Raw genomic sequence first — 18604 nt, 5'->3', positions numbered from 1 at the left:
GTTAATGCTCGGCGCTGACGTTACGGCTCAGTGTGCCGTGCGTCCAGTGCGTGCCGGACCGGCCGCCTCCGGCGCGCGGCGCGCCGGGACCCCCGACTCGGGCCGGACGTGGTCCCGGAGCGCGGCACCCGGCAGCGCGGGCTCGGGCACGGGCTGTTCGGTGCGGGCGTTCGGCGACTGCTCCTCGGCCGGGACTCCGGTGAGGTCGTCGGGCTCGGCGCACTCCATGGCCTTGGGCAGCCGGAGCGCGGCCAGCGCGCCGAGCAGCAGCAGCCCCGCGCTGACGAAGAGCGTCACGTGCAGTCCGTGGACGAACGCGTGGCGGGCCGCGGTCCGCAGCGAGTCCCCGACGGGGCCGCCGAGCTGGAGGGCCACCTGGTACGCCTCGCCGAGCGAGTGCGCGGCGGCGCTGCGCGCCGCGGGCGGGACGCTCGCGGCGTCGTCGAGCCCGGGGGCGTAGGCGGCGTTCATGACGCTGCCGAGCATCGCGATGCCCATGCCGGCGCCCAGCTGGTAGGAGGTCTCGCCTATGGCGGCGGCCCCGCCCGCCTGCTCGGGCGGGGCTTCGCTGAGCATCGACTCGTACGCGCCGAAGAGCGTGGTCTGCAGCCCGAAGCCGAGGAGGACGAATCCGGTGGTGAGCAGCAGCGGCCGGTCGTGCTGTCCCATCAGGGTCAGCAGCACCACGGCGGCGGCCGTGAGCACGAAGCCCCAGGCGACCATCCGGCGGGGGCCGAGGCGGCGGAGGGTGATGGAGCCGGTGGCGCCGGCCGCCATGGCGGCGAAGGTGAGCGGCAGCAGCCGCAGGCCGGTCTCCAGCGGGCTCAGCCCGAGCACGAGCTGGAGGTACTGGACGGCGATCAGCTCCAGGCCGACCAGCGCCAGCATGGCGAGCACGATGCAGCCGACCGAGGTGGAGAAGGTCGCCCTGGCGAACATCCGCATGTCGATGAGCGGATGCCTGCGGCGCTTCTGGCGGCGGACGAACAGGGCGAGGAGCACGGCCCCGGCGAGCAGCGGGCCGGCGCTGCGGACGTCCAGCAGGGCGTCGCCCGCGCCGAGGCGCTTGACCCCGAGGACGATGCCGAGGACTCCGGCGGCGGCCATGAGCGCCCCGAGGACGTCCCACGGTCCCTGGCCGTCGCCCCGGGACTCGGGGAGCAGCCAGCGGCCGATCGGCAGGATCAGCAGCATCAGCGGGATGTTGATCAGGAAGACCGAGCCCCACCAGAAGTGCTGGACGAGGAAGCCGCCCAGGACCGGACCGGTGGCGGCGCCGACCGCGGCGACCGCGGTCCAGATGCCGATGGCGGTGGCGCGCTCGCGCCGGTCCGGGAAGACGGCCCGGAGTATGGAGAGCGTGGCCGGCATGATCATCGCGCCGCCGACGCCGAGCAGGGCCCGGGCACCGATGAGCACCTCGGGTGTGGTGGCCAGCGCGGCGAGGGCAGAGGCGACGCCGAAGAGCGCGTAGCCGAGCAGCAGGACGCGGCGGCGCCCGACGCGGTCGCCGAGCGTGCCGAACAGGATCAGCAGCGAGGCGCACACCAGGGGGTAGGCGTCGACGATCCACAGGAGCTCGACCCCGGAGGGCCGGAGGTCCTCGGTGACGGCGGGCACGGCGACGTGGAGCACGGTGGCGTCGAGCGCGACCAGGAGCAGGCTCACGCAGAGGACGAGCAGGACGACCCAGCGGTTGGCACCGCCGCCGGCGGCACGCGGGCGTGCTCCGGCCGTGGTCCTCCCGAACATGTACGTACCTCCAGCTGATCTCTCTCGCGTCGGTGGGCCCGGCCGGGAGCTTGGCCCGGTGGGCGGCCCGGCATCGACGGGCGAGTGATCAGTCAGAGTACGCGAGTCCCGGACGGCGGCGCGTGGCGCACCTCTCACCTCGACGGCCGCACTGGTGTGGCGTACGCCACTCCGGCGCTCCCGGGGGCGGCGCCCCGTGCGGTCCGAACGGCTACCGAATTCGGCGCGGCAATCCCGTGATGTGTTACCGCAGCCTGCAAACACACTTACGGAGAACCGGTGCGTCCAATTGGGACCGCGGGCGCCCGGGATTTAGTCCGCGGCGCCCTTTCAAAGCGCCGCTGAGACATAGTCCACATCACATCGTCATCACGAAGAGCCTGGATCGGCCTGGGCGGACACTCACTCGCTGTAACGTCGATTGGGTGCGTACCGACATCTTTGCCCGTCTGGACCGGGAGCCGGAGCCGCCGAAGATAGAGATCCCGCGGATGAGCCGCACCCGTCTCGCCCTCTTCGGCGGGACTTCGGCGTTCTATCTCGCGATCGTCGTCGCCGTGCTCATCTCGTCCTGGCTGGTGATCGTCGACTGGAAGGTCATGCTCTTCCGGCCGTATCAGCAGTGGCCCGAACTACACGCGTTCCTGGACTACTTCGTGGTGCTCGGCCAGCGCGGACCGACGGCCGTGATGGTCGCCGCCTGGCTCGGCTGGCGTTCGTGGCGGCAGCACACGCTGCGTCCGCTGCTGGTGCTGGGCGCCTCGCTGCTGCTGCTGAACGCGACGGTGGGAGCGGTCAAGCTGGGCCTGGGCCGGCTGGGCCCGCACTACGCGACGCAGATCGGCTCCGCCGAGCTCTTCGCCGGCGGCGATATATTTCCTTCGGGCCACACCGCCAATGCCGTCGTGACCTGGGGAATCCTCGCCTATCTGGCCACCACTCCGCTGGCCAGGCGGTATCTGTCGGCGCTCTCGGCCGTCGTCGCCCTGGGCGTCGGGCTGACGACCGTCTACCTCGGTACGCACTGGCTGAGCGACGTGCTGCTGGGCTGGGCCGCCGGACTGCTGATCCTGCTCGCCCTGCCGTGGTGCGAGCCGCTCATCGGCCGCGTCGAGGACGCGATCCTCTCGCTGCGCGACCAGCTGCGCGCCCGCCGTCTGCCGGTGCCGTCGCTGCCCGTCGCCTCCGGCGGCCCGTGGCCGGCCATATACCCGCAGCGGCTGCCGGCCGAGGGCGGCGGGGAGCCGGTGCGCCACCCGGTGGGCGCGACGAGCTCCGCCCGCACGACGGCGACGAGGAGCACCTTCGGCAGCGCCGCGGCGCCGGCCGGGCAGAAGCAGGCCGGTGCGTCGAGCGCGCAGGGCGTGACCGCGACCGCCCGGCACGGGCAGGGCCGCACGCACGCGGTGGGGCGGTCGCCACACGCGCCGCACGCCTCCTGGACCCCGGCCACGGCCGGGAACCGCCGTCCGCCCCGCTCCCGCCCGGTGGGCGGCTGACGGACGCCGTCCGAGACGTCAATGGAGAAGGCCCCGACCTCGGTCGGGGCCTTCTCCATGACGTCTCCACGCCGCACGGCCCGCGTCCGCCGCTCGCCGCGTCTCCGCCGAGCGGTCCGGCCCTTCCGGCAGGCCGCCGGCTTCCGGTCCGTGCGGCCGGCCGCGGGGTTCGTGCGGTCAGCCCTTCCAGCAGCGCCGGACCGTGCCGTCGTCGACCTCGAAGTTCAGCCGGCCCTCCAGGTACTCCATGGTGATCACGGAGCCGGGCGGAAGGGATCTGACGGTGGTCCAGCCACGGCCGCGTGCGCGGCGCTCGGCCTCGCCGGCGTCGAGGCCGACGTAGGACTCGGGGGGGTCGGCCTGCGGTCCGGAGGGGGTCGGTGTCGGTGCCATGGGAATCACCGTAGGCGGCAGCGGACGGTGACGGAAGGCCTGTCGGCCACCGGCGGAAAACGTACGGGAAGAGCGGCGACGCACTCATCCCCCGCCCCACGTACCCCACCGGTCACGCTTCTGTCACAGGTTCACGACACGCGTTTGGCGAGCTGTCGATCATCAGTACGGGCAATCCGAGTTGTTCGCACTGGAATTCCCCCGGAATTCCCGGACCGTCGCCGCACCACCCCGTCCGGGGCCGTGAATTGCTTCCGCCGCGCACTTTTCCCGGCGGTCCGGACAGCGTGAATTCATCGCGTCTTATACACGTCCTACTTCCGGACGAACCGGTGATGCTCGCGGACGAATCAGGGACGGCTCCGGACGAATCGGCGACGGCTCCGGACGAACCGGCCGCTCACCCGTACGCGTATCGTGCCGCGCCCCGTTCCGTGTCCCACCGGCTCGTGCGGACCCCCGTGGCTAGCATCGGCCCATGGGCACGGACACCGCCGAGGCCGCCGCCTCACCGGCGCCGGTGCGTCGGCGGGGCCGGGTGGTCGTGGACTGGCTGACGACCACCGACCACAAGAAGATCGGCCACCTCTATCTGGTCACCTCGTTCGTCTTCTTCCTGATCGCCGGGCTGATGGCGATGCTGATGCGGGCGGAGCTGGCCCGCCCCGGGCTCCAGCTGATGACCAACCAGTCGTTCAACCAGGCGTTCACGCTGCACGGCACGATCATGCTGCTGCTCTTCGCGACGCCGACCTTCGCGGGCTTCGCCAACGAGATCGTGCCGCTGCAGATCGGCGCGCCGGACGTGGCCTTCCCGCGGCTGAACATGTTCTCGTACTGGCTGTTCCTCTTCGGCGGGCTGATGGTGCTGGGCTCACTGCTGGTGCCGACCGGTCCCGCCGCCTTCGGCTGGACCGCGTACGCGCCGCTCAACAGCCTGGAGCGCTCCCCCGGCGCCGGCATCGACCTGTGGGTCATGGGGCTGGCCCTGTCCGGTTTCGGCACGATCCTGACGTCGGTGAACTTCCTGGCGACGATCATCGGGATGCGGGCACCGGGGATGACGATGTTCCGGATGCCGATCTTCACCTGGAACATCCTGTTCACCACGATCCTGGTGCTGCTGGCCTTCCCCGTGCTGGCGGCGGCGCTGCTGGTCCTGGAATCCGACCGGCGGTTCGGCTCGGTGGTGTTCGAGGCGGGGAACGGCGGGGCGCTGCTGTGGCAGCACCTCTTCTGGTTCTTCGGCCATCCCGAGGTCTACATCATCGCGCTGCCGTTCTTCGGCATCGTCACGGAGATCATCCCCGTGTTCTCCCGGAAGCCGATCTTCGGCTATCTGACCCTCGTCGGAGCCACGATGGCCATCACCGGGCTCTCGGTGGTGGTGTGGGCCCACCACATGTTCGCCACGGGCGCGGTGCTGCTGCCCTTCTTCTCACTGCTGTCGTTCCTGATCGCCGTGCCCACGGGGGTGAAGTTCTTCAACTGGAGCGGCACGATGCTCAAGGGCTCGCTGTCGTTCGAGACCCCGATGCTGTGGGCGGTGGGCTTCCTGGTCTCGTTCCTCTTCGGCGGGCTGACCGGCGTCATCATCGCCTCGCCGCCGATGGACTTCCACGTGACCGACTCGTACTTCATCGTGGCCCACTTCCACTACACGGTCTTCGGCACGGTCGTCTTCGCGATGTTCGCCGGCTTCTACTTCTGGTGGCCGAAGTTCACGGGCAGGCTCCTCGACGAACGCCTCGGGAAGGTCCACTTCTGGACCCTGTTCCTCGGCTTCCAGACCACCTTCCTGGTGCAGCACTGGCTGGGCGCGGAGGGCATGCCCCGGCGGTACTCGGACTACCTGGCCGCCGACGGCTTCACCGCGCTGAACACCGTCTCCACGATCGGCGCGTTCCTCCTCGGCGCGTCCACGCTGCCGTTCCTCTACAACGTGTGGAAGACCCAGAAATACGCGGAGAAGGTCACGGTGGACGACCCGTGGGGGTTCGGCCGGTCGCTCGAGTGGGCGACGTCCTGTCCTCCGCCCCGGCACAACTTCACCACCATCCCCCGGGTGCGCTCCGAGTCGCCCGCTTTCGATCTGCACCACCCGGAGTTCGCGCCGCTGCGTCCGGCCGTGCCCGACTCCCCGCACGACGAGGTCAGCCGGAGCCGTCCAGAGCCCGGCTCAGACGGTCGCGGACCGTCCTGATGTGCTCGGTCAGCTCCACGGGCTCGATCACCTCGAAGTCGAAGCCCAGCAGCACCACGTGAACGACCATCACGTCCAGGCTGCCGGCGCCGGTGCGCAGCAGACAGCTGCCCGGCCCCTCGGCCTCCAGCACCCCTGCGGACGGTGACACGACCGCGGCCGCGCGCTCTGCGGGTACCCGCAGCCTGATCACCGCCGTCTCGGCGTACGTCGCCGTGGACACGCCCCGGGACACATGGGCGGCGAGGTCCTCGGCGGGCGGGGTGCGCGGCGGGACGCGCGGGCCGTGCGGCGGTTTCGGGGTGACCCGGTCGACGCGGAAGGTACGCCAGTCGTCACGGTCCAGGTCCCAGGCGACGAGGTACCAGCGCCGCTCGGTGCACACCAGCCGGTGCGGATCGACCGTGCGGCGGCTGACCGTGCCGTTGTGGTCGCGGTACTCGAAGCGCAGCCGCTCGCTGTCGCGGCAGGCGTTCGCCAGCTCGGTGAGCACGGAGGGGTCCGCCTGGTCCTGCGGCGCGCGCAGCATCGGCACCGTGTAGGCGTTGAGCGCGCCGATCCGGCGGCGCAGCCGGTGGGGCAGCACCTGCTCGAGCTTCGCCAGAGCGCGTACGGACGCCTCCCCGATGCCCTCGATGCCGTTCCCGGCGGCGGTGCGCAGCCCGACCGCGACGGCGACGGCCTCCTCGTCGTCGAGCAGCAGGGGCGGCAGTTCGGCGCCGGCGCCGAGCTGGTAGCCGCCGCCGGTGCCCGGGCTGGCGTTGACGGGGTACCCGAGCTCGCGCAGCCGGTCGACGTCCCGGCGCACGGTGCGCGCGGTGACGCCAAGGCGGTCGGCGAGCTCCGACCCGGACCAGTCACGGTGGGCCTGCAACAGCGAGAGCAGACGCAGAAGTCGAGCCGAGGTCTCCAGCATGCGGGCGAGTCTGCCGGAGATCGCGGACAGGTGCTGTCCTGATGAGGAATGCCGCGGGTGGCGCCGTCCCGGTCAACCCGGCGGCGACAGACGCACGCAGAGGTCGTTGTCAGCGGTGTAGCAGGGCGCCGCCCGGTAGCCCTCCCCCTCGTGGGCCGGGTACACGAAGACGTTCCGCCGGTCCCAGACGTCATCGAGGATACGGGAGATGCGCACCGGCTCCGCGTCCGCCGAGGGCCGCAGCCACAGCGTCCACAGCCGCTCCCCGTCCGCGGCGGGCCCGGCGAGCGTCGCGTACTCCAGCGTGACGGCGAAGCGTCCGCCCGCGCAGTCGGCGGTCGGCGGCACCCGGTGCACGGTCTCGCCCAGCCGGGCCTCCGCCACGGCCCCCGCGCCGAGCACGGCCCCGTACAGCACGCCCTCGACCGTGCAAGCCCCCTGGGACACCGCGATGTCCCCTGCCTCGGCGTGCGGTTCGCGCACCCAGCAGCGCACCGCGAGCCGCCCGTCGGCGGTCGGGTACGGGACCCGGACCGCGATCCGGACCGCCTCCGGGACCCGGCCGACCAGGGCCCGCAGATCGCGGATCCCGGGCTCGACGGCGGCGCCGTCGTCCGTGTACGCGTCCCAGTGGCCCTCGGCGAGTTCGACGGTGCTGGGCAGGACCGCCCGCGAGTGGTTCCCGCCGGCCGGGGTCAGCGGGAGCCGGACGGTGTCCCCCGCCCCGCCGCGCCGGCGGAGGACGAGCAGGGCGCCCGGGGCCCCGGTGCCCGCGATGTCGAAGGTGACTCCCCCGGCCGCGTCGGCGATGCAGTCGGCACGCGGCACCCTCTCCCCGGTGGGCACGGTCATGCCGCCTTCCCCTTGCGGACGGCGTCGGCCGCCCGGTACCGCAGTGCGTACGCCGCGTCCAGCACGGCGCCGCGCGAGCGGTGCACGACGTCCCGGAGCGCGGAGCGGGAGCGGACGCGAACGCCGCCGGCGACCAGCTCCGCGAACAGGGCCTCGTGGCGCTCGGCGATCCGTGCCGGGTCGAACCGCTCGGACGCCTTCAGCGCCGCCGCGCCGGCCCTGCGCCGGAACTCGTCGTCGTTGATCAGGGCGAGCAGGGCGTCGGCGATCGCGTCCTCGTCGCCGACGGGCACCAGCAGACCGTCGACGCCGTCCTCGATGATCTCGCGCGGCCCGTGCGGGCAGTCGGTGGAGACGACGGGCAGTCCACAGCGCATCGCCTCGACGATCGTCATGCCGAACGACTCCCTGTTCGAGGTGACGGCGGCGATGGAGCCCTTGACCCACTCCGGCTCCAGCGGATGGACCGGTCCCATGAGGAAGACGTGGTTGTGCAGTTCGCGCCGGGCGATCAGGTCCAGCAGCGCGGCTCGTTCGTTGCCGGTCGCGTCGCCGCCCCCGTAGATCCGCAGCCGCCAGTCGGGGCGAGCGGCGACGACCTTCGAGAAGGCCTTGACGAGCAGGTCGTAGCGCTTGACCTTGAGCAGCCGGCCGGCCGCGACGACCCAGGTGCCGTCCCCGTCGGCGGGGGCCACGGCCGGCGCGGGCACGCTGTTGGGCACGGCCTCGATCCGTACGTCCGGCAGCCTGAGGCGTGTCCGGTAGGCCAGGGCGTCGGCCTCCGTGACGGTGGTGACCGCGTCGAGCAGGGTGTACCGGTGGGCGATCTCACGGCGCAGGCGGTAGCCGTGGCTGTCCAGGGTCAGGTGCTCCTGGCCGACGCGGACCGGGCCGCGGGGGGCCTGACGGGCGATGTGGACGTTGAGCCCGGGACGGGTGCCGACGACGACATCGGCTTCCAGGGACCTCAGATACGCCGCGATGCGCGCGTCCGTGAGGCGGCTGTACTGCTTCCAGCGCCCGTCGCCGCGCGGGAACACCCGGGCGGGCCGGGTGTAGTCGGGGTCGGTGCCGTCGTAGGTGGAACTGCCCTGCCGGAGGTCGAGGAGGTGACGCATGGTCACGCCCGGGGGCGCGCCCAGGGTCGGCTCCTCGCGGTGCCGGAAGACCGACACGATCTCCACGTCGTGCCGCTCGGCCAGGGTGCCGGCGAGGGTGAACGTCGTGCGGATCGTCCCGCCGATCCCGTAGGCGTTGTGGAGCAGGAACGAGATGTGCATGCGGTGCCGCTCCCCCTGGCGTCTGGTGGTGGTCGGGACGGGCTTCGCCGGGCCTCGGGATCCGGAGGGTCGGCCCGGGGACGGGTCCGGTCCTCCGTCCTGTCCTACTGTGGGCGATTCGACCGCTTCCGTCCCGTCGGCATGCCGTCGCCGGGCGTATCGGTGCCGGCGGACCGGCGTGTCGCCGCATGACCGGCCCTTGTTCGCGATTTGTCGATGTATCGCTGTGACGATCTGTCGCCCGGGCGTGCCCGTCGCGTGACTCTTGCCCTGAGTCTCCCGTTGTGCTCTTTACGAGCCGGGAACCGCCCGGCGCACCATCACGCACCGAGTCCGAGGAGCAACCCGTGCCGCGCATGCTCGACGTCAGCGAGGACGTACGCGCCGAGATCGGCGACGAAGAAGCCGACCGGCTGCTCGCCGGCGAGAACGCCCCCGGCAACTACGACTGCACCTCCTGCCGCACTCCGGGCGACTCCGAGCAGGAGCGGACCAGCACCGTCCTGTTCGTCGGCGAGGAGACCGCCGTCCTGGCCTTCGCCCATGCCAGCTGCATCCCCTCCCAGGTCGTCCAGGTCGCCGAGGAGCAGCTCAAGGGCGCCGTCCGCTCCATCACCGGCGAGGCAGCGGCCCCGGCCGCCCACTACCAGCAGGCCGCCCACCCGGGCCACGGGATGCCCGCGGCGCCGCAGGAGCAGGCGGTGCTCGGCGTGACCAGCGGCCTGGTCCTGATCGGCGACGAGCTGCACCCCGCGCTCGTCGTGGAGCCGACCGCGCCGATCGCCCGCCCCGGCAGCTTCGGCGAGGGCGGCGACGACTTCCTGCCGCTGCTGATCGAGCAGGGTTTCCTGCCGGTCTCCACCGTCGACCAGCTGCCCCCCGCGCTGCACGGCTGGTCGGTGCTGCTCGCCATGGGGCAACTGCACGCCGTGCTCCAGCCGGGCACCGGCGGGAGCGGCCAGGTCGCCTGGTGGCAGGCCCACCAGCCGCTGCAGGTCACCGACGGCTGGCGCACCGCCGCCAACAAGTCGCACAAGGTCCTCGTCTTCGCCGCCCCGGTCGGCTCGATCGGCCAGCAGCCGCGCGAGGACCTGCTCCGGGACGCACTCGACAAGGCTGCCGCGAACGGGCGGCTGGTCGCTGCGGCGATGCCGCTCGCGGGCACCTGAGGGCCGCGGGCCCCGTGCCGGAAGCGGACCCGGGCGTGCGCCCCCCGTACCCCCGCCGAACTGCGATTTCCGGGACGGGCCCGCATCCGACGGGCATCGGGGTCGTTGGCTCCTATGTGCACACAGACGACCCCGCCCGCCGACCGTACGAGAGCCGAAACGCTTCGGCCACCCCGATCTACGACGCGCTCTACTCCGAGTACCGAAGGGCCTTCCGGGCACTGCCCGGTGACCGCACGGGCGAGGAGGACCTCGCCTTCAAGGGATTCGGAACCGGCCTGCACGGCAGCGGCGCCGGTCTCGGCGCCGTCGCCGGCGGTCGGCTGAGCCCCTGGCCGGCCGGGATCCGGCAGCACGCCGGAGGGCTTCACGCCCGCGCACTGCCGCCCGCGCCCCGCAGGGGGCTGTGAGGGGCGACCGCACATGCACGACGGCCGGGACGCATGGCGTCCCGGCCGTCGTGCATGTGCGCGGAGTGCGCGCCGCTGCCGTGCGGGCGGCGGCGGAGGCGGGTCGCTGCGGTCACGGCGCCGTCCCCGTACGCCGCGCCGTGTCAAAGGCGCAGCGCCCGCCGCTACTTCTTCTTGGACCGCTTCTCGCGCACCCGTACGGAGATGTGGATCGGGGTGCCCTCGAAGCCGAACTCCTCGCGGAGCCTGCGCTCCACGAAGCGGCGGTAGCCGTGCTCCAGGAAGCCGGAGGCGAAGAGCACGAAGCGCGGCGGCTTCGTGCCGGCCTGCGTGCCGAAGAGGATGCGGGGCTGCTTGCCGCCCCGGATGGGGTGGGGATGGGCGGAGACGAGCTCGCCGAGGAAGGCGTTGAGCCGGCCCGTCGGCACCCGGGTCTCCCAGCCCTCCAGGGCGGTCTCGATCGCCGGGACCAGCTTCTCCATGTGCCGGCCGGTCGCGGCCGAGACGTTCACCCGCGGCGCCCAGGAGACCTGCTGCATCTCCGTCTCGATCTCGCGCTCCAGGTAGTAGCGGCGCTCCTCGTCGAGGGTGTCCCACTTGTTGTACGCGATGACGAGCGCACGGCCCGCCTCGACGGCCATGGTGATGATCCGCTGGTCCTGGACCGAGATGGACTCGCTGGTGTCGATCAGTACGACGGCGACCTCGGCCTTCTCGACGGCGGCCGCGGTGCGCAGCGAGGCGTAGTAGTCCGCGCCCTCCTGGAGGTGGACCTTCTTGCGGATGCCCGCGGTGTCCACGAACTTCCAGGTCGTGCCGCCGAGTTCGATGAGTTCGTCGACGGGGTCGCGGGTGGTGCCGGCCATCTCGTTGACGACGACCCGCTCCTCGCCCGCCACCTTGTTCAGCAGGGACGACTTGCCGACGTTCGGACGGCCGATGAGAGCGATGCGGCGCGGTCCGCCGACGGCGGTGCCGAAGGTCTGGGCGGGGGCGTCGGGAAGTGCCTTGAGGACCTCGTCGAGCAGGTCGCCGGTGCCACGGCCGTGCAGCGCGGACACCGGGAACGGCTCGCCGAGGCCCAGGGACCAGAGCATGGCGGCGTCGGCCTCGGCGGACGGGCCGTCGACCTTGTTGGCGGCGAGGACGACGGGCTTCCCGGCGCGGCGCAGCAGCTTCACGACGGCCTCGTCGGTGTCGGTGGCGCCCACCGTGGCGTCCACGACGAAGACGACCGCGTCGGCGGCCTCGATGGCGAACTCGGCCTGGGCGGCGACGGAGGCGTCGATGCCGAGGACGTCCTGCTCCCAGCCGCCGGTGTCGACGACCTTGAAGCGACGGCCGGCCCACTCGGCTTCGTAGGTGACCCGGTCACGGGTGACACCGGGCTTGTCCTCGACGACGGCCTCGCGGCGCCCGATGAAGCGGTTCACCAGGGTCGACTTGCCGACGTTCGGGCGGCCGACGACGGCGAGCACCGGCAGCGGGCCGTGGCCGGCCTCCTCGATGGCGCCTTCGACGTCCTCGAGGTCGAAGCCCTCCTCCGCGGCGAGCTCCATGAACTCCGCGTACTCGGTGTCGCCGAGTGCCCCGTGGTCGTGCTGGTCGTTCATGAAGTCCGTTCCTCGTTCATTCGTGGTCGGTGGACCCGGCCCGTGCGGCCGTGGCCCACTACTGAAGTCTCGCTCAGCGCCCGCTGAGGCGCTTGGCGTTTTCCAGGTGGGCGGTGAGCCGTTCCTGGATGCGTACGGTCGCCTCGTCGAGCGCCGTGCGGGTGCGCCGCCCGCTCCCGTCACCGGGTTCGAAGGGCTCGCCGAAGACGATGTCGAAGCGGCTGCGCAGCGGGGGCAGCGCCGGTATCAGCCGGCCTCCGCGCTCGCTGCCCAGCACGGCGACCGGGACGATCGGGGCCCCGGAGCGCACGGCGAAGTACGCGAGCCCGGCGCGGATGGAGCTGAAGTCGCCGCCGCCGCGGGTGCCCTCGGGGAAGATCCCGAGGACGCCGCCGTTCTCCAGCACGCCGAGGGCGTTGGTCACGGCGGCCCGGTCCGCGGTCGAACGGTCCACCTTCAGCTGCCCGATCCCGGTCAGGAACGGGTTGAGCGGGCCGATGAACGCCTCCTTCTTGATGAGGAAGTGCACCGGCCTGGGTGCCGTGCCCATGAGCATCGGACCGTCGATGTTGTGCGCGTGGTTGACGGCGAGGATGACGGGGCCCGTGGCCGGCACCTGCCAGGCGCCGAGCACCCGCGGCCGCCACAGCGTGTTCATGAGGCCGATGCCGATCCCCCGGCCGACGGCGGCGCCCCTCGCGGACGGTACGGTCACTTCGAGGCCCGCTTCTCCTCAACGAGAGCGACGACACACTCGATGACCTGCTTGAGCGTGAGATCGGTGGTGTCGACCTCGACGGCGTCGTCCGCCTTGGCCAGCGGGGAGGTCTTCCGACCGGAGTCGGCGGCGTCCCGCTTGATCAGCGCCTCGCGGGTGGCGGCGAGGTCGGTCGCCTCCTTGCCCTTCAGCTCGCCGCTGCGGCGGGCCGCACGGGCTTCCGGGGAGGCGGTGAGGAAGATCTTCACATCGGCGGCGGGGAGCACGGTGGTGCCGATGTCCCGGCCCTCGACGACGATGCCCTTCTCGGCGGCCGAGGCGATGGTCCGCTGCAGCTCGGTGATCCGGGCGCGCACTTCCGGGACCGCGCTGACGGCGCTCACCCTGGAGGTCACCTCCCTGGTGCGGATGGGGCCGGAGGCGTCCACGCCGTCGACGCTGATCGTCGGGGCGAGCGGATCCGTGCCGGACTCGATCACCGGCTTGTCGCAGACGGTGGCGATGGCCGACGGGTCGTCCACGTCGATGCCGTTGGTCAGCATCCACCAGGTGATCGCCCGGTACTGGGCACCGGTGTCCAGGTAGCTGAGACCCAGCTCTGCGGCGACCGCCTTGGAGGTGCTCGACTTGCCCGTGCCGGAGGGGCCGTCGATGGCGACGATCACGGATTCCACGGTGTCGGAGACCTTCCTGAAGCTGGTGTGCGGGCAGGCCGGAGTGCCAAGGTGCCCTGCACAAGGTTACCGAGTGCGGAAGGGACCCCATGCACCGCTTCCCGGACCGGCGGGCAGGGCCCGGGAAGCAGCCGTCCCACGGGTCACTGGCGCAGCGCCCAGCCCCGCTCGCGCAGCGCCGCCGCCAGCACGGGGGCGGCCGAGGGATCCACCATGAGCTGGACCAGACCCGCCTGCTGGCCGGTCGCGTGTTCGATGCGGACGTCCTCGATGTTGACGCCCGCGCTGCCCGCGTCGGCGAAGATGCGGGCGAGCTCGCCCGGCCGGTCGCTGATGAGGACCGCGACGGTCTCGTAGACCGCCGGCGCGGCGCCGTGCTTGCCCGGGACGCGTTCGCGACCCGCGTTGCCGCGGCGCAGGACGTCCTCGACCCCGCTCGCGCCGTCGCGCCGCTTGTCCTCGTCGGAGGACTGCAGGGCGCGCAGGGCGCGGACCGTCTCGTCCAGGTCCGCCGCGACACCCGCGAGTACGTCGGCGACCGGGCCCGGGTTGGCGGACAGGATGTCGATCCACATCGTGGGGTCGGAGGCCGCGATCCGGGTCACGTCGCGGATGCCCTGCCCGCACAGCCGCACGGCCGTCTCGTCCGCGTCCGCCAGCCGGGCCGCGACCATGGACGAGATCAGCTGGGGGGTGTGCGAGACCAGCGCGACCGCGCGGTCGTGGGCGTCGGCATCCATCACGACGGGGACCGCGCGGCAGAGCGCGACCAGCTCCAGCGCCAGGTTCAGCACCTCGGTGTCGGTCTCCCGGGTCGGCGTGAGGACCCAGGGCCGCCCCTCGAAGAGATCGGCGGTGGCCGCCAGCGGGCCGGACCGCTCCTTGCCGGACATCGGGTGCGTACCGATGTACGTCGACATGTCGACGCCCAGCGCCTCCAGCTCGCGGCGCGGACCGCCCTTGACGCTGGCGACGTCGAGATAGCCGCGCGCGACCCCGGCGCGCATCGCCTCGGCCAGCGTCGCGGGCACATGGGCGGGCGGCACTGCGACGACGGCGAGGTCGACGGGGGCCTCGGGGATCTCGTCGGTGCCCGCGCCGAGCGCGGCCGCCGTCCTCGCCCGGGCGGGGTCGTGGTCCGTGAGGTGGACGGTGACCCCGCGCCCGGCGAGCGCCAGGGCCGCCGAGGTGCCGATCAGGCCGGTTCCGATGACGAGGGCGGTTCTCACTGGGCGATGTCCTTGCGCAGGGCGGCCGCGGCACCGAGGTAGACGTGCGCGACCTCGGACTTGGGCAGATCCGACTCGATGTGGGCGAGTACGCGCACGACGCGGGGCATCGCTCCGGCGATGTCGAGCTCCTGGGCGCAGATGAGCGGTACGTCGACGATGCCGAGGCCGCGCGCGGCGGCGGCCGGGAAGTCGCTGTGCAGATCCGGTGTGGCCGTGAACCAGATGCTGATCAGGTCGTCCGCCGTGAGCCCATTGCGCTCCAGGATGGCGGTGAGCAGTTCACCGACCTGCTCGTCCATGTGCCCGGCCTCGTCCCGTTCCAGCTGGACGGCTCCCCGGACGGCTCGTACCGCCACCTCGCGCTCCTCCTCGGCATCGACTCCGCGGTCCGAGCCCGCGGATGCTCCGATCAGCCTAAGGGCTGTCCCGCAATCCCCAGCGGGCGCGCGGCGACAGCCACGGCACCTCGCTGCGTTGTCGGATCGCCCGAATACGCCCGTATGAAGGCGGCCCTCCGCCTTGCGGTGCACCGCATCCGACGCCGCGCGCTGATCCACCGGTGATGACGGGACGGCCCTTGGTGCCGCGTCCGGGACGGTCGGCCGCCCGGACGCGGGGCCGCGGCGACCGGCCCGAGAGACGCGGGGCGCGGTCGTCGCGGCCCGTCCGGTGACTCCGCGGGGTCAGATCCGCTGCTGCCGGATGATCTCCTCCAGCGAGGAGCCCTGCGGCAGCTGCCCTGACGGGGTCAGCTTGTCGACGGCCTGGGGCAGGGACTGCGCGATCCGGTCGGCCGCCTCCTGGGGTGTCACTCCGGTGTCGCGGGCCACCTTGTCGAGAGTCTCGTTCGGCAGGGCTTCAGCGATCTGACCGCCGCTGACCTGCTGGTTCTGTCCCGTACCGATCCAGGACTGCGCCTGGTCCGCGAGACCGGACCTGGCGAGCACGTCGAGCAGCCCGCCGAGCGGACTGCCGTCGGCCCCGCCGCCCGCTCCGGCCGCTCCGGCCTTGCCGCCGCCGGCGAGGGCACCGATGAGCGCGCCCAGGATGTTCCCTCCGGAGGACCCGCCCTGCCCGCCGCCGAGGAGGCTGCCCAGAAGGCCGCCGAGATCGTTACCCGCCATGATCCTGCCCTTTCGCGGGGAAATGGTGGACAACGGTCAATGTCACCCACCGCGGGGCCTGCCGCCACTCGGGCTATCACCGAGCGTGGCTCCGCTGGACACGGGCTGTGACCTCGGCTTGCATGGACAACCCATTGCCCGGTCGTCCCCGCGGGAGGCGCCGATGAAGCGTGCAGGGCCGCTGATCACGCTGTTCGCCGGACTGCTGCTCGGTCTGTTCATGCTGTCGCTCAACGCCACGACCGGCGAACCCGCACCCACCTCGCTCGACCGGTCGGCGGTGAGCCCGCCCGCGTCCCCGACGCCCCCGGCGAGTCCTCCGGCGAGTCCGGCGCAGCCGAGGGTGCCCGCGGTCCGGTCGCCGTCCCCGGCGCCGCCGCGGGACGCCAAGTACGCGGGGCGCACCCAGGACGACCGCGCCTCCGTCGCCATCACGCTGCGCAAGGGCAAGGCGGTCGCCTACTACTGCGACGGCCGCACCCAGGAGGCGTGGCTGCGCGGCGACGTGGCCGCGGACGGCAGCATGCGGCTGAAGAGCAAGTCCGGGGCGACGCTGGACGGCAGGGTCGAGGCGGACAAGGTCGACGGGACGGTCACGGTCCAGAACGCCGGCCACCCGTTCACCGCCGCCCGCGCGGCCAAGCCCGCCGGCGTCTACCGCGCCACCACGGAGGTGCGCGGCACCAAGGTCGACGGCGGCTGGATCGTGCTGCAGAACGGCCGCCAGGTCGGCATCGTCAACCGCGACGGCGAGCCCGCCGCCGCTCCCCCGATCGACCCCCGGACGGGCGCCGTCACGATCGACGGCGAGCAGGTCACCGCCCGCCCCGTCGCCCCCTGAGCGTCCCCGAGGTGCAGCCATGAGCGTGGATCCGAACGCACGGCCCCAGGACCGCCCGTCCGGCGGGCCGAACGGCCAGAGCCCGGGCGGCGCGGCGCGCTGTGCCGTGCCCGTGCTGGTCGGGGCCGCGGTGGCGGTGGTCCTCGGGGTGTACGGGAGGTTCCACGATCCGGCGGGGACCGCGTTCAACCTCGCGGGCTTCAGCAGCACGGGCGCGGTGAAGTCGTGGCTGGCGACGGCCGCGTTCGCGTTCGGGCTGGTGCAGCTCCTGTCGGCGACGGCGATGTACGGCAGGCTGCCGGGCGTACGGCCGGCGGCCTGGACGCCGGTACTGCACCGCTGGTCGGGCCGGGTGGCCTTCCTCCTCGCGGTGCCGGTGGCGGTCCACTGTCTGTACGCGCTGGGCTACCAGACGCAGAGCGCCCGAGCGGCCTGGCACTCGTTGCTCGGGTGCTTCTTCTTCGGCGCGTTCAGCGCGAAGATGCTGCTGTTGCGCATCGAGCGGCTGCCCGGGTGGCTGCTGCCCGCCGTCGGAGGACTGGTCTTCGCCGCGCTGACGGTCCTGTGGCTCACCTCGGCGCTGTGGTTCTTCCGCACCTTCGGAGTGACGACATGACGGACGGCGGAGCGGACGGACACGGCAGCGGGCCGGCCTGCGGCGAGCCCGGCCGCACCTGCGCAAAGGGCGTGGCACGGCGGACGGCGGTACGGGCCGGGGCCGCGGGCGTGCTGGCGGTGACCGCGGCGGCGGGCTGCAGCCGGTACGGCGAGAAGGGCGGCGGCGAGACGTCCCCGCCCCCCGCACAGGAGCGGACGGGCGGCGCGACGCCGCCCCCGGCGGACGGGGGCGCACGGCTCGGCACCACGTCCGATGTGCCGGAGGGCGGCGGGAAGGTCTTCAAGGCCGAGAAGGTCGTGGTGACCCAGCCCGCGGCGGGGGAATTCAAGGCGTTCTCGGCGATCTGCACCCACGAGGGCTGCCTGGTCGACAAGGTCGAGAACGGCACCATCGACTGCCCATGCCACGGCAGCAGGTTCGGTGCCGGGAACGGCGCGGTGGTGAAGGGCCCGGCGACGCGGCCGCTGGGGGAGAAGCGGATCACCGTGTCCGGGGGCGAGATCCGGCTCGTCTGAGGACCGTCCCGACTCCCGTGGATTCCGGTCGCACCGGCGGACTCCGGGGAACGTCGCACCCCGACTTGATAGGCAAGTGAGTACTTGCCTATCCTGCGGTCGTGGCCGACGACCTCTTCAAAGCCCTGGCCGACTCCACCCGCCGCACCATCCTCGACGAGCTCGCGGAGAGGTCCGGCCAGACGCTGTTCGAGATCTGTGCGCGACTGAGCATGCGGCACGGGCTCGGCATCTCGCGCCAGGCGGTCTCCCAGCACCTCGCCGTCCTGGAGGCCGCCGGGCTCGTCGAGACCAGGCGGGAGGGCCGCTACAAGTTCCACGACCTGAACACCGCCCCGCTGCGGCGGATCGCCGAGCGATGGCTCGTGCCCGACACACCGGACCCTGAGGACAGCACCCCATGAAGATCCATCTGACCAGCGTCTTCGTCGACGACCAGGCCAAGGCACTGCGCTTCTACACCGAGATCCTCGGCTTCGTGAAGAAGCACGACGTCCCGGTGGGCGAGCAGGACCGGTGGCTGACCGTCGTCTCTCCCGAGGAGCCCGGCGGCACCGAACTCCTCCTGGAGCCCGCCCGCCACCCGGCCGCCAGGACCTACCGCGACGCGCTCGTCGAGGACGGCATCCCGCTCGCCCAGTTCGCCGTCGACGACGTCGACGCGGAGTACGAGCGGCTGAGCGCCCTGGGCGTCCGCTTCACCCAGAGGCCGGTGGAGATGGGGCCCGTCACCACCGCGGTCCTCGACGACACCTGCGGCAACCTCATCCAGCTCGCGTCGCAGCCGCGGTAGG

At 72.5% G+C, this 18604-nt stretch carries 20 protein-coding genes; 9 read left to right on the top strand and 11 right to left on the bottom strand.

The window, feature by feature from the left end; translation table 11 throughout:
• Positions 1 to 27: 27 nt before the first annotated feature.
• Positions 28 to 1752 carry an MFS transporter gene (locus BLT82_RS33955; RefSeq protein WP_093661958.1) on the bottom strand — a complete coding sequence of 575 codons (1725 nt, stop codon included), beginning with the start codon at positions 1750 to 1752 and terminating at the stop codon, positions 28 to 30.
• 425 nt (positions 1753 to 2177) lie between these two features.
• Here BLT82_RS33955 and BLT82_RS33950 point away from each other — a divergent pair, with 425 nt between their 5' ends.
• Positions 2178 to 3251: a phosphatase PAP2 family protein gene (locus BLT82_RS33950; RefSeq protein ID WP_093661956.1), complete on the top strand. Its 1074-nt coding sequence runs from the start codon at positions 2178 to 2180 to the stop codon at positions 3249 to 3251.
• A 177-nt stretch (positions 3252 to 3428) separates the two neighbouring features.
• On the opposite strand, the gene BLT82_RS33945 is transcribed toward BLT82_RS33950, so the two are convergent.
• On the bottom strand, positions 3429 to 3644 hold the full coding sequence (locus tag BLT82_RS33945; RefSeq protein ID WP_093661954.1) for an I78 family peptidase inhibitor: 216 nt from the start codon (positions 3642 to 3644) through the stop codon (positions 3429 to 3431).
• Between the two features lie 478 nt (positions 3645 to 4122).
• On the opposite strand from BLT82_RS33945, the gene ctaD reads away from it, so the two are divergent.
• Positions 4123 to 5847, top strand: a complete 1725-nt coding sequence (gene ctaD, locus BLT82_RS33940; protein ID WP_093661952.1) for an aa3-type cytochrome oxidase subunit I — start codon at positions 4123 to 4125, stop codon at positions 5845 to 5847.
• Here the strand turns inward: ctaD and BLT82_RS33935 are convergent.
• The 3 genes from BLT82_RS33935 to BLT82_RS33925 form a co-directional block, all read right to left on the bottom strand.
• Entirely contained in the window at positions 5798 to 6763 is a 966-nt protein-coding gene (locus BLT82_RS33935) for a helix-turn-helix transcriptional regulator (RefSeq protein ID WP_093661950.1), read from the bottom strand. The genes ctaD and BLT82_RS33935 overlap by 50 nt on opposite strands.
• Before the next feature lie 72 nt (positions 6764 to 6835).
• Positions 6836 to 7615 (bottom strand): hypothetical protein, encoded by a 780-nt coding sequence (locus BLT82_RS33930; protein WP_093661948.1) that lies wholly within the window; start codon positions 7613 to 7615, stop codon positions 6836 to 6838.
• Positions 7612 to 8895, bottom strand: coding sequence for a glycosyltransferase family 4 protein (locus BLT82_RS33925; RefSeq protein ID WP_093661946.1), 1284 nt, complete (start codon positions 8893 to 8895; stop codon positions 7612 to 7614). Before BLT82_RS33925 ends, BLT82_RS33930 begins: the two co-directional genes overlap by 4 nt.
• Before the next feature lie 347 nt (positions 8896 to 9242).
• On the opposite strand from BLT82_RS33925, the gene BLT82_RS33920 reads away from it, so the two are divergent.
• Positions 9243 to 10064 (top strand): hypothetical protein, encoded by an 822-nt coding sequence (locus BLT82_RS33920; RefSeq protein WP_093661944.1) that lies wholly within the window; start codon positions 9243 to 9245, stop codon positions 10062 to 10064.
• Between the two features lie 116 nt (positions 10065 to 10180).
• Positions 10181 to 10474: a hypothetical protein gene (locus tag BLT82_RS33915; protein WP_093661942.1), complete on the top strand. Its 294-nt coding sequence runs from the start codon at positions 10181 to 10183 to the stop codon at positions 10472 to 10474.
• Between the two features lie 164 nt (positions 10475 to 10638).
• On the opposite strand, the gene der is transcribed toward BLT82_RS33915, so the two are convergent.
• From der to BLT82_RS33885, 6 genes are all read right to left on the bottom strand, one after another.
• Positions 10639 to 12087, bottom strand: a complete 1449-nt coding sequence (gene der / locus BLT82_RS33910) for a ribosome biogenesis GTPase Der (protein WP_093661940.1) — start codon at positions 12085 to 12087, stop codon at positions 10639 to 10641.
• 73 nt (positions 12088 to 12160) lie between these two features.
• Positions 12161 to 12745: a lysophospholipid acyltransferase family protein gene (locus BLT82_RS33905; protein ID WP_244529871.1), complete on the bottom strand. Its 585-nt coding sequence runs from the start codon at positions 12743 to 12745 to the stop codon at positions 12161 to 12163.
• 53 nt (positions 12746 to 12798) lie between these two features.
• On the bottom strand, positions 12799 to 13479 hold the full coding sequence (gene cmk / locus BLT82_RS33900; protein ID WP_093661936.1) for a (d)CMP kinase: 681 nt from the start codon (positions 13477 to 13479) through the stop codon (positions 12799 to 12801).
• A gap of 143 nt (positions 13480 to 13622) precedes the next feature.
• Positions 13623 to 14708, bottom strand: coding sequence for a prephenate dehydrogenase (locus BLT82_RS33895; protein WP_093661934.1), 1086 nt, complete (start codon positions 14706 to 14708; stop codon positions 13623 to 13625).
• Positions 14705 to 15067: a chorismate mutase gene (gene aroH / locus BLT82_RS33890; protein WP_093661932.1), complete on the bottom strand. Its 363-nt coding sequence runs from the start codon at positions 15065 to 15067 to the stop codon at positions 14705 to 14707. The genes BLT82_RS33895 and aroH overlap by 4 nt, the downstream gene beginning before the upstream one ends.
• Positions 15068 to 15394: 327 nt before the next feature.
• On the bottom strand, positions 15395 to 15835 hold the full coding sequence (locus tag BLT82_RS33885) for a YidB family protein (RefSeq protein WP_093661930.1): 441 nt from the start codon (positions 15833 to 15835) through the stop codon (positions 15395 to 15397).
• Between the two features lie 163 nt (positions 15836 to 15998).
• Here BLT82_RS33885 and BLT82_RS33880 point away from each other — a divergent pair, with 163 nt between their 5' ends.
• From BLT82_RS33880 to BLT82_RS33860, 5 genes are all read left to right on the top strand, one after another.
• Entirely contained in the window at positions 15999 to 16676 is a 678-nt protein-coding gene (locus BLT82_RS33880) for a hypothetical protein (protein WP_093661928.1), read from the top strand.
• Between the two features lie 19 nt (positions 16677 to 16695).
• Positions 16696 to 17292 (top strand): DUF6529 family protein, encoded by a 597-nt coding sequence (locus tag BLT82_RS33875; protein ID WP_093661926.1) that lies wholly within the window; start codon positions 16696 to 16698, stop codon positions 17290 to 17292.
• Positions 17289 to 17810 carry a Rieske (2Fe-2S) protein gene (locus BLT82_RS33870; RefSeq protein WP_093661924.1) on the top strand — a complete coding sequence of 174 codons (522 nt, stop codon included), beginning with the start codon at positions 17289 to 17291 and terminating at the stop codon, positions 17808 to 17810. Before BLT82_RS33875 ends, BLT82_RS33870 begins: the two co-directional genes overlap by 4 nt.
• Positions 17811 to 17911: 101 nt before the next feature.
• Positions 17912 to 18214: an ArsR/SmtB family transcription factor gene (locus BLT82_RS33865; RefSeq protein ID WP_093661922.1), complete on the top strand. Its 303-nt coding sequence runs from the start codon at positions 17912 to 17914 to the stop codon at positions 18212 to 18214.
• A complete protein-coding gene (locus tag BLT82_RS33860) occupies positions 18211 to 18603 on the top strand; it encodes a VOC family protein (protein WP_093661920.1) in 393 nt (130 codons plus the stop codon). Before BLT82_RS33865 ends, BLT82_RS33860 begins: the two co-directional genes overlap by 4 nt.
• The last annotated feature ends 1 nt before the right edge of the window (position 18604 follow it).

This window comes from Streptomyces wuyuanensis (assembly GCF_900103455.1).
Taxonomy (GTDB): domain Bacteria; phylum Actinomycetota; class Actinomycetes; order Streptomycetales; family Streptomycetaceae; genus Streptomyces; species Streptomyces wuyuanensis.
This window is presented reverse-complemented; position numbering and strand designations above follow the sequence as displayed.

What these genes read in the sequence shown, in the direction of transcription:
- BLT82_RS33955 (WP_093661958.1), bottom strand. Translation starts at nt 1,752, where the DNA reads ATGTTCGGGAGGACCACGGCCGGAGCACGCCCGCGTGCCGCCGGCGGC.
- BLT82_RS33945 (WP_093661954.1), bottom strand. Translation starts at nt 3,644, where the DNA reads ATGGCACCGACACCGACCCCCTCCGGACCGCAGGCCGACCCCCCCGAG.
- ctaD (WP_093661952.1), top strand. Translation starts at nt 4,123, where the DNA reads ATGGGCACGGACACCGCCGAGGCCGCCGCCTCACCGGCGCCGGTGCGT.
- BLT82_RS33935 (WP_093661950.1), bottom strand. Translation starts at nt 6,763, where the DNA reads ATGCTGGAGACCTCGGCTCGACTTCTGCGTCTGCTCTCGCTGTTGCAG.
- BLT82_RS33930 (WP_093661948.1), bottom strand. Translation starts at nt 7,615, where the DNA reads ATGACCGTGCCCACCGGGGAGAGGGTGCCGCGTGCCGACTGCATCGCC.
- BLT82_RS33925 (WP_093661946.1), bottom strand. Translation starts at nt 8,895, where the DNA reads ATGCACATCTCGTTCCTGCTCCACAACGCCTACGGGATCGGCGGGACG.
- der (WP_093661940.1), bottom strand. Translation starts at nt 12,087, where the DNA reads ATGAACGACCAGCACGACCACGGGGCACTCGGCGACACCGAGTACGCG.
- BLT82_RS33905 (WP_244529871.1), bottom strand. Translation starts at nt 12,745, where the DNA reads ATGAACACGCTGTGGCGGCCGCGGGTGCTCGGCGCCTGGCAGGTGCCG.
- BLT82_RS33885 (WP_093661930.1), bottom strand. Translation starts at nt 15,835, where the DNA reads ATGGCGGGTAACGATCTCGGCGGCCTTCTGGGCAGCCTCCTCGGCGGC.
- BLT82_RS33880 (WP_093661928.1), top strand. Translation starts at nt 15,999, where the DNA reads ATGAAGCGTGCAGGGCCGCTGATCACGCTGTTCGCCGGACTGCTGCTC.
- BLT82_RS33875 (WP_093661926.1), top strand. Translation starts at nt 16,696, where the DNA reads ATGAGCGTGGATCCGAACGCACGGCCCCAGGACCGCCCGTCCGGCGGG.
- BLT82_RS33870 (WP_093661924.1), top strand. Translation starts at nt 17,289, where the DNA reads ATGACGGACGGCGGAGCGGACGGACACGGCAGCGGGCCGGCCTGCGGC.
- BLT82_RS33860 (WP_093661920.1), top strand. Translation starts at nt 18,211, where the DNA reads ATGAAGATCCATCTGACCAGCGTCTTCGTCGACGACCAGGCCAAGGCA.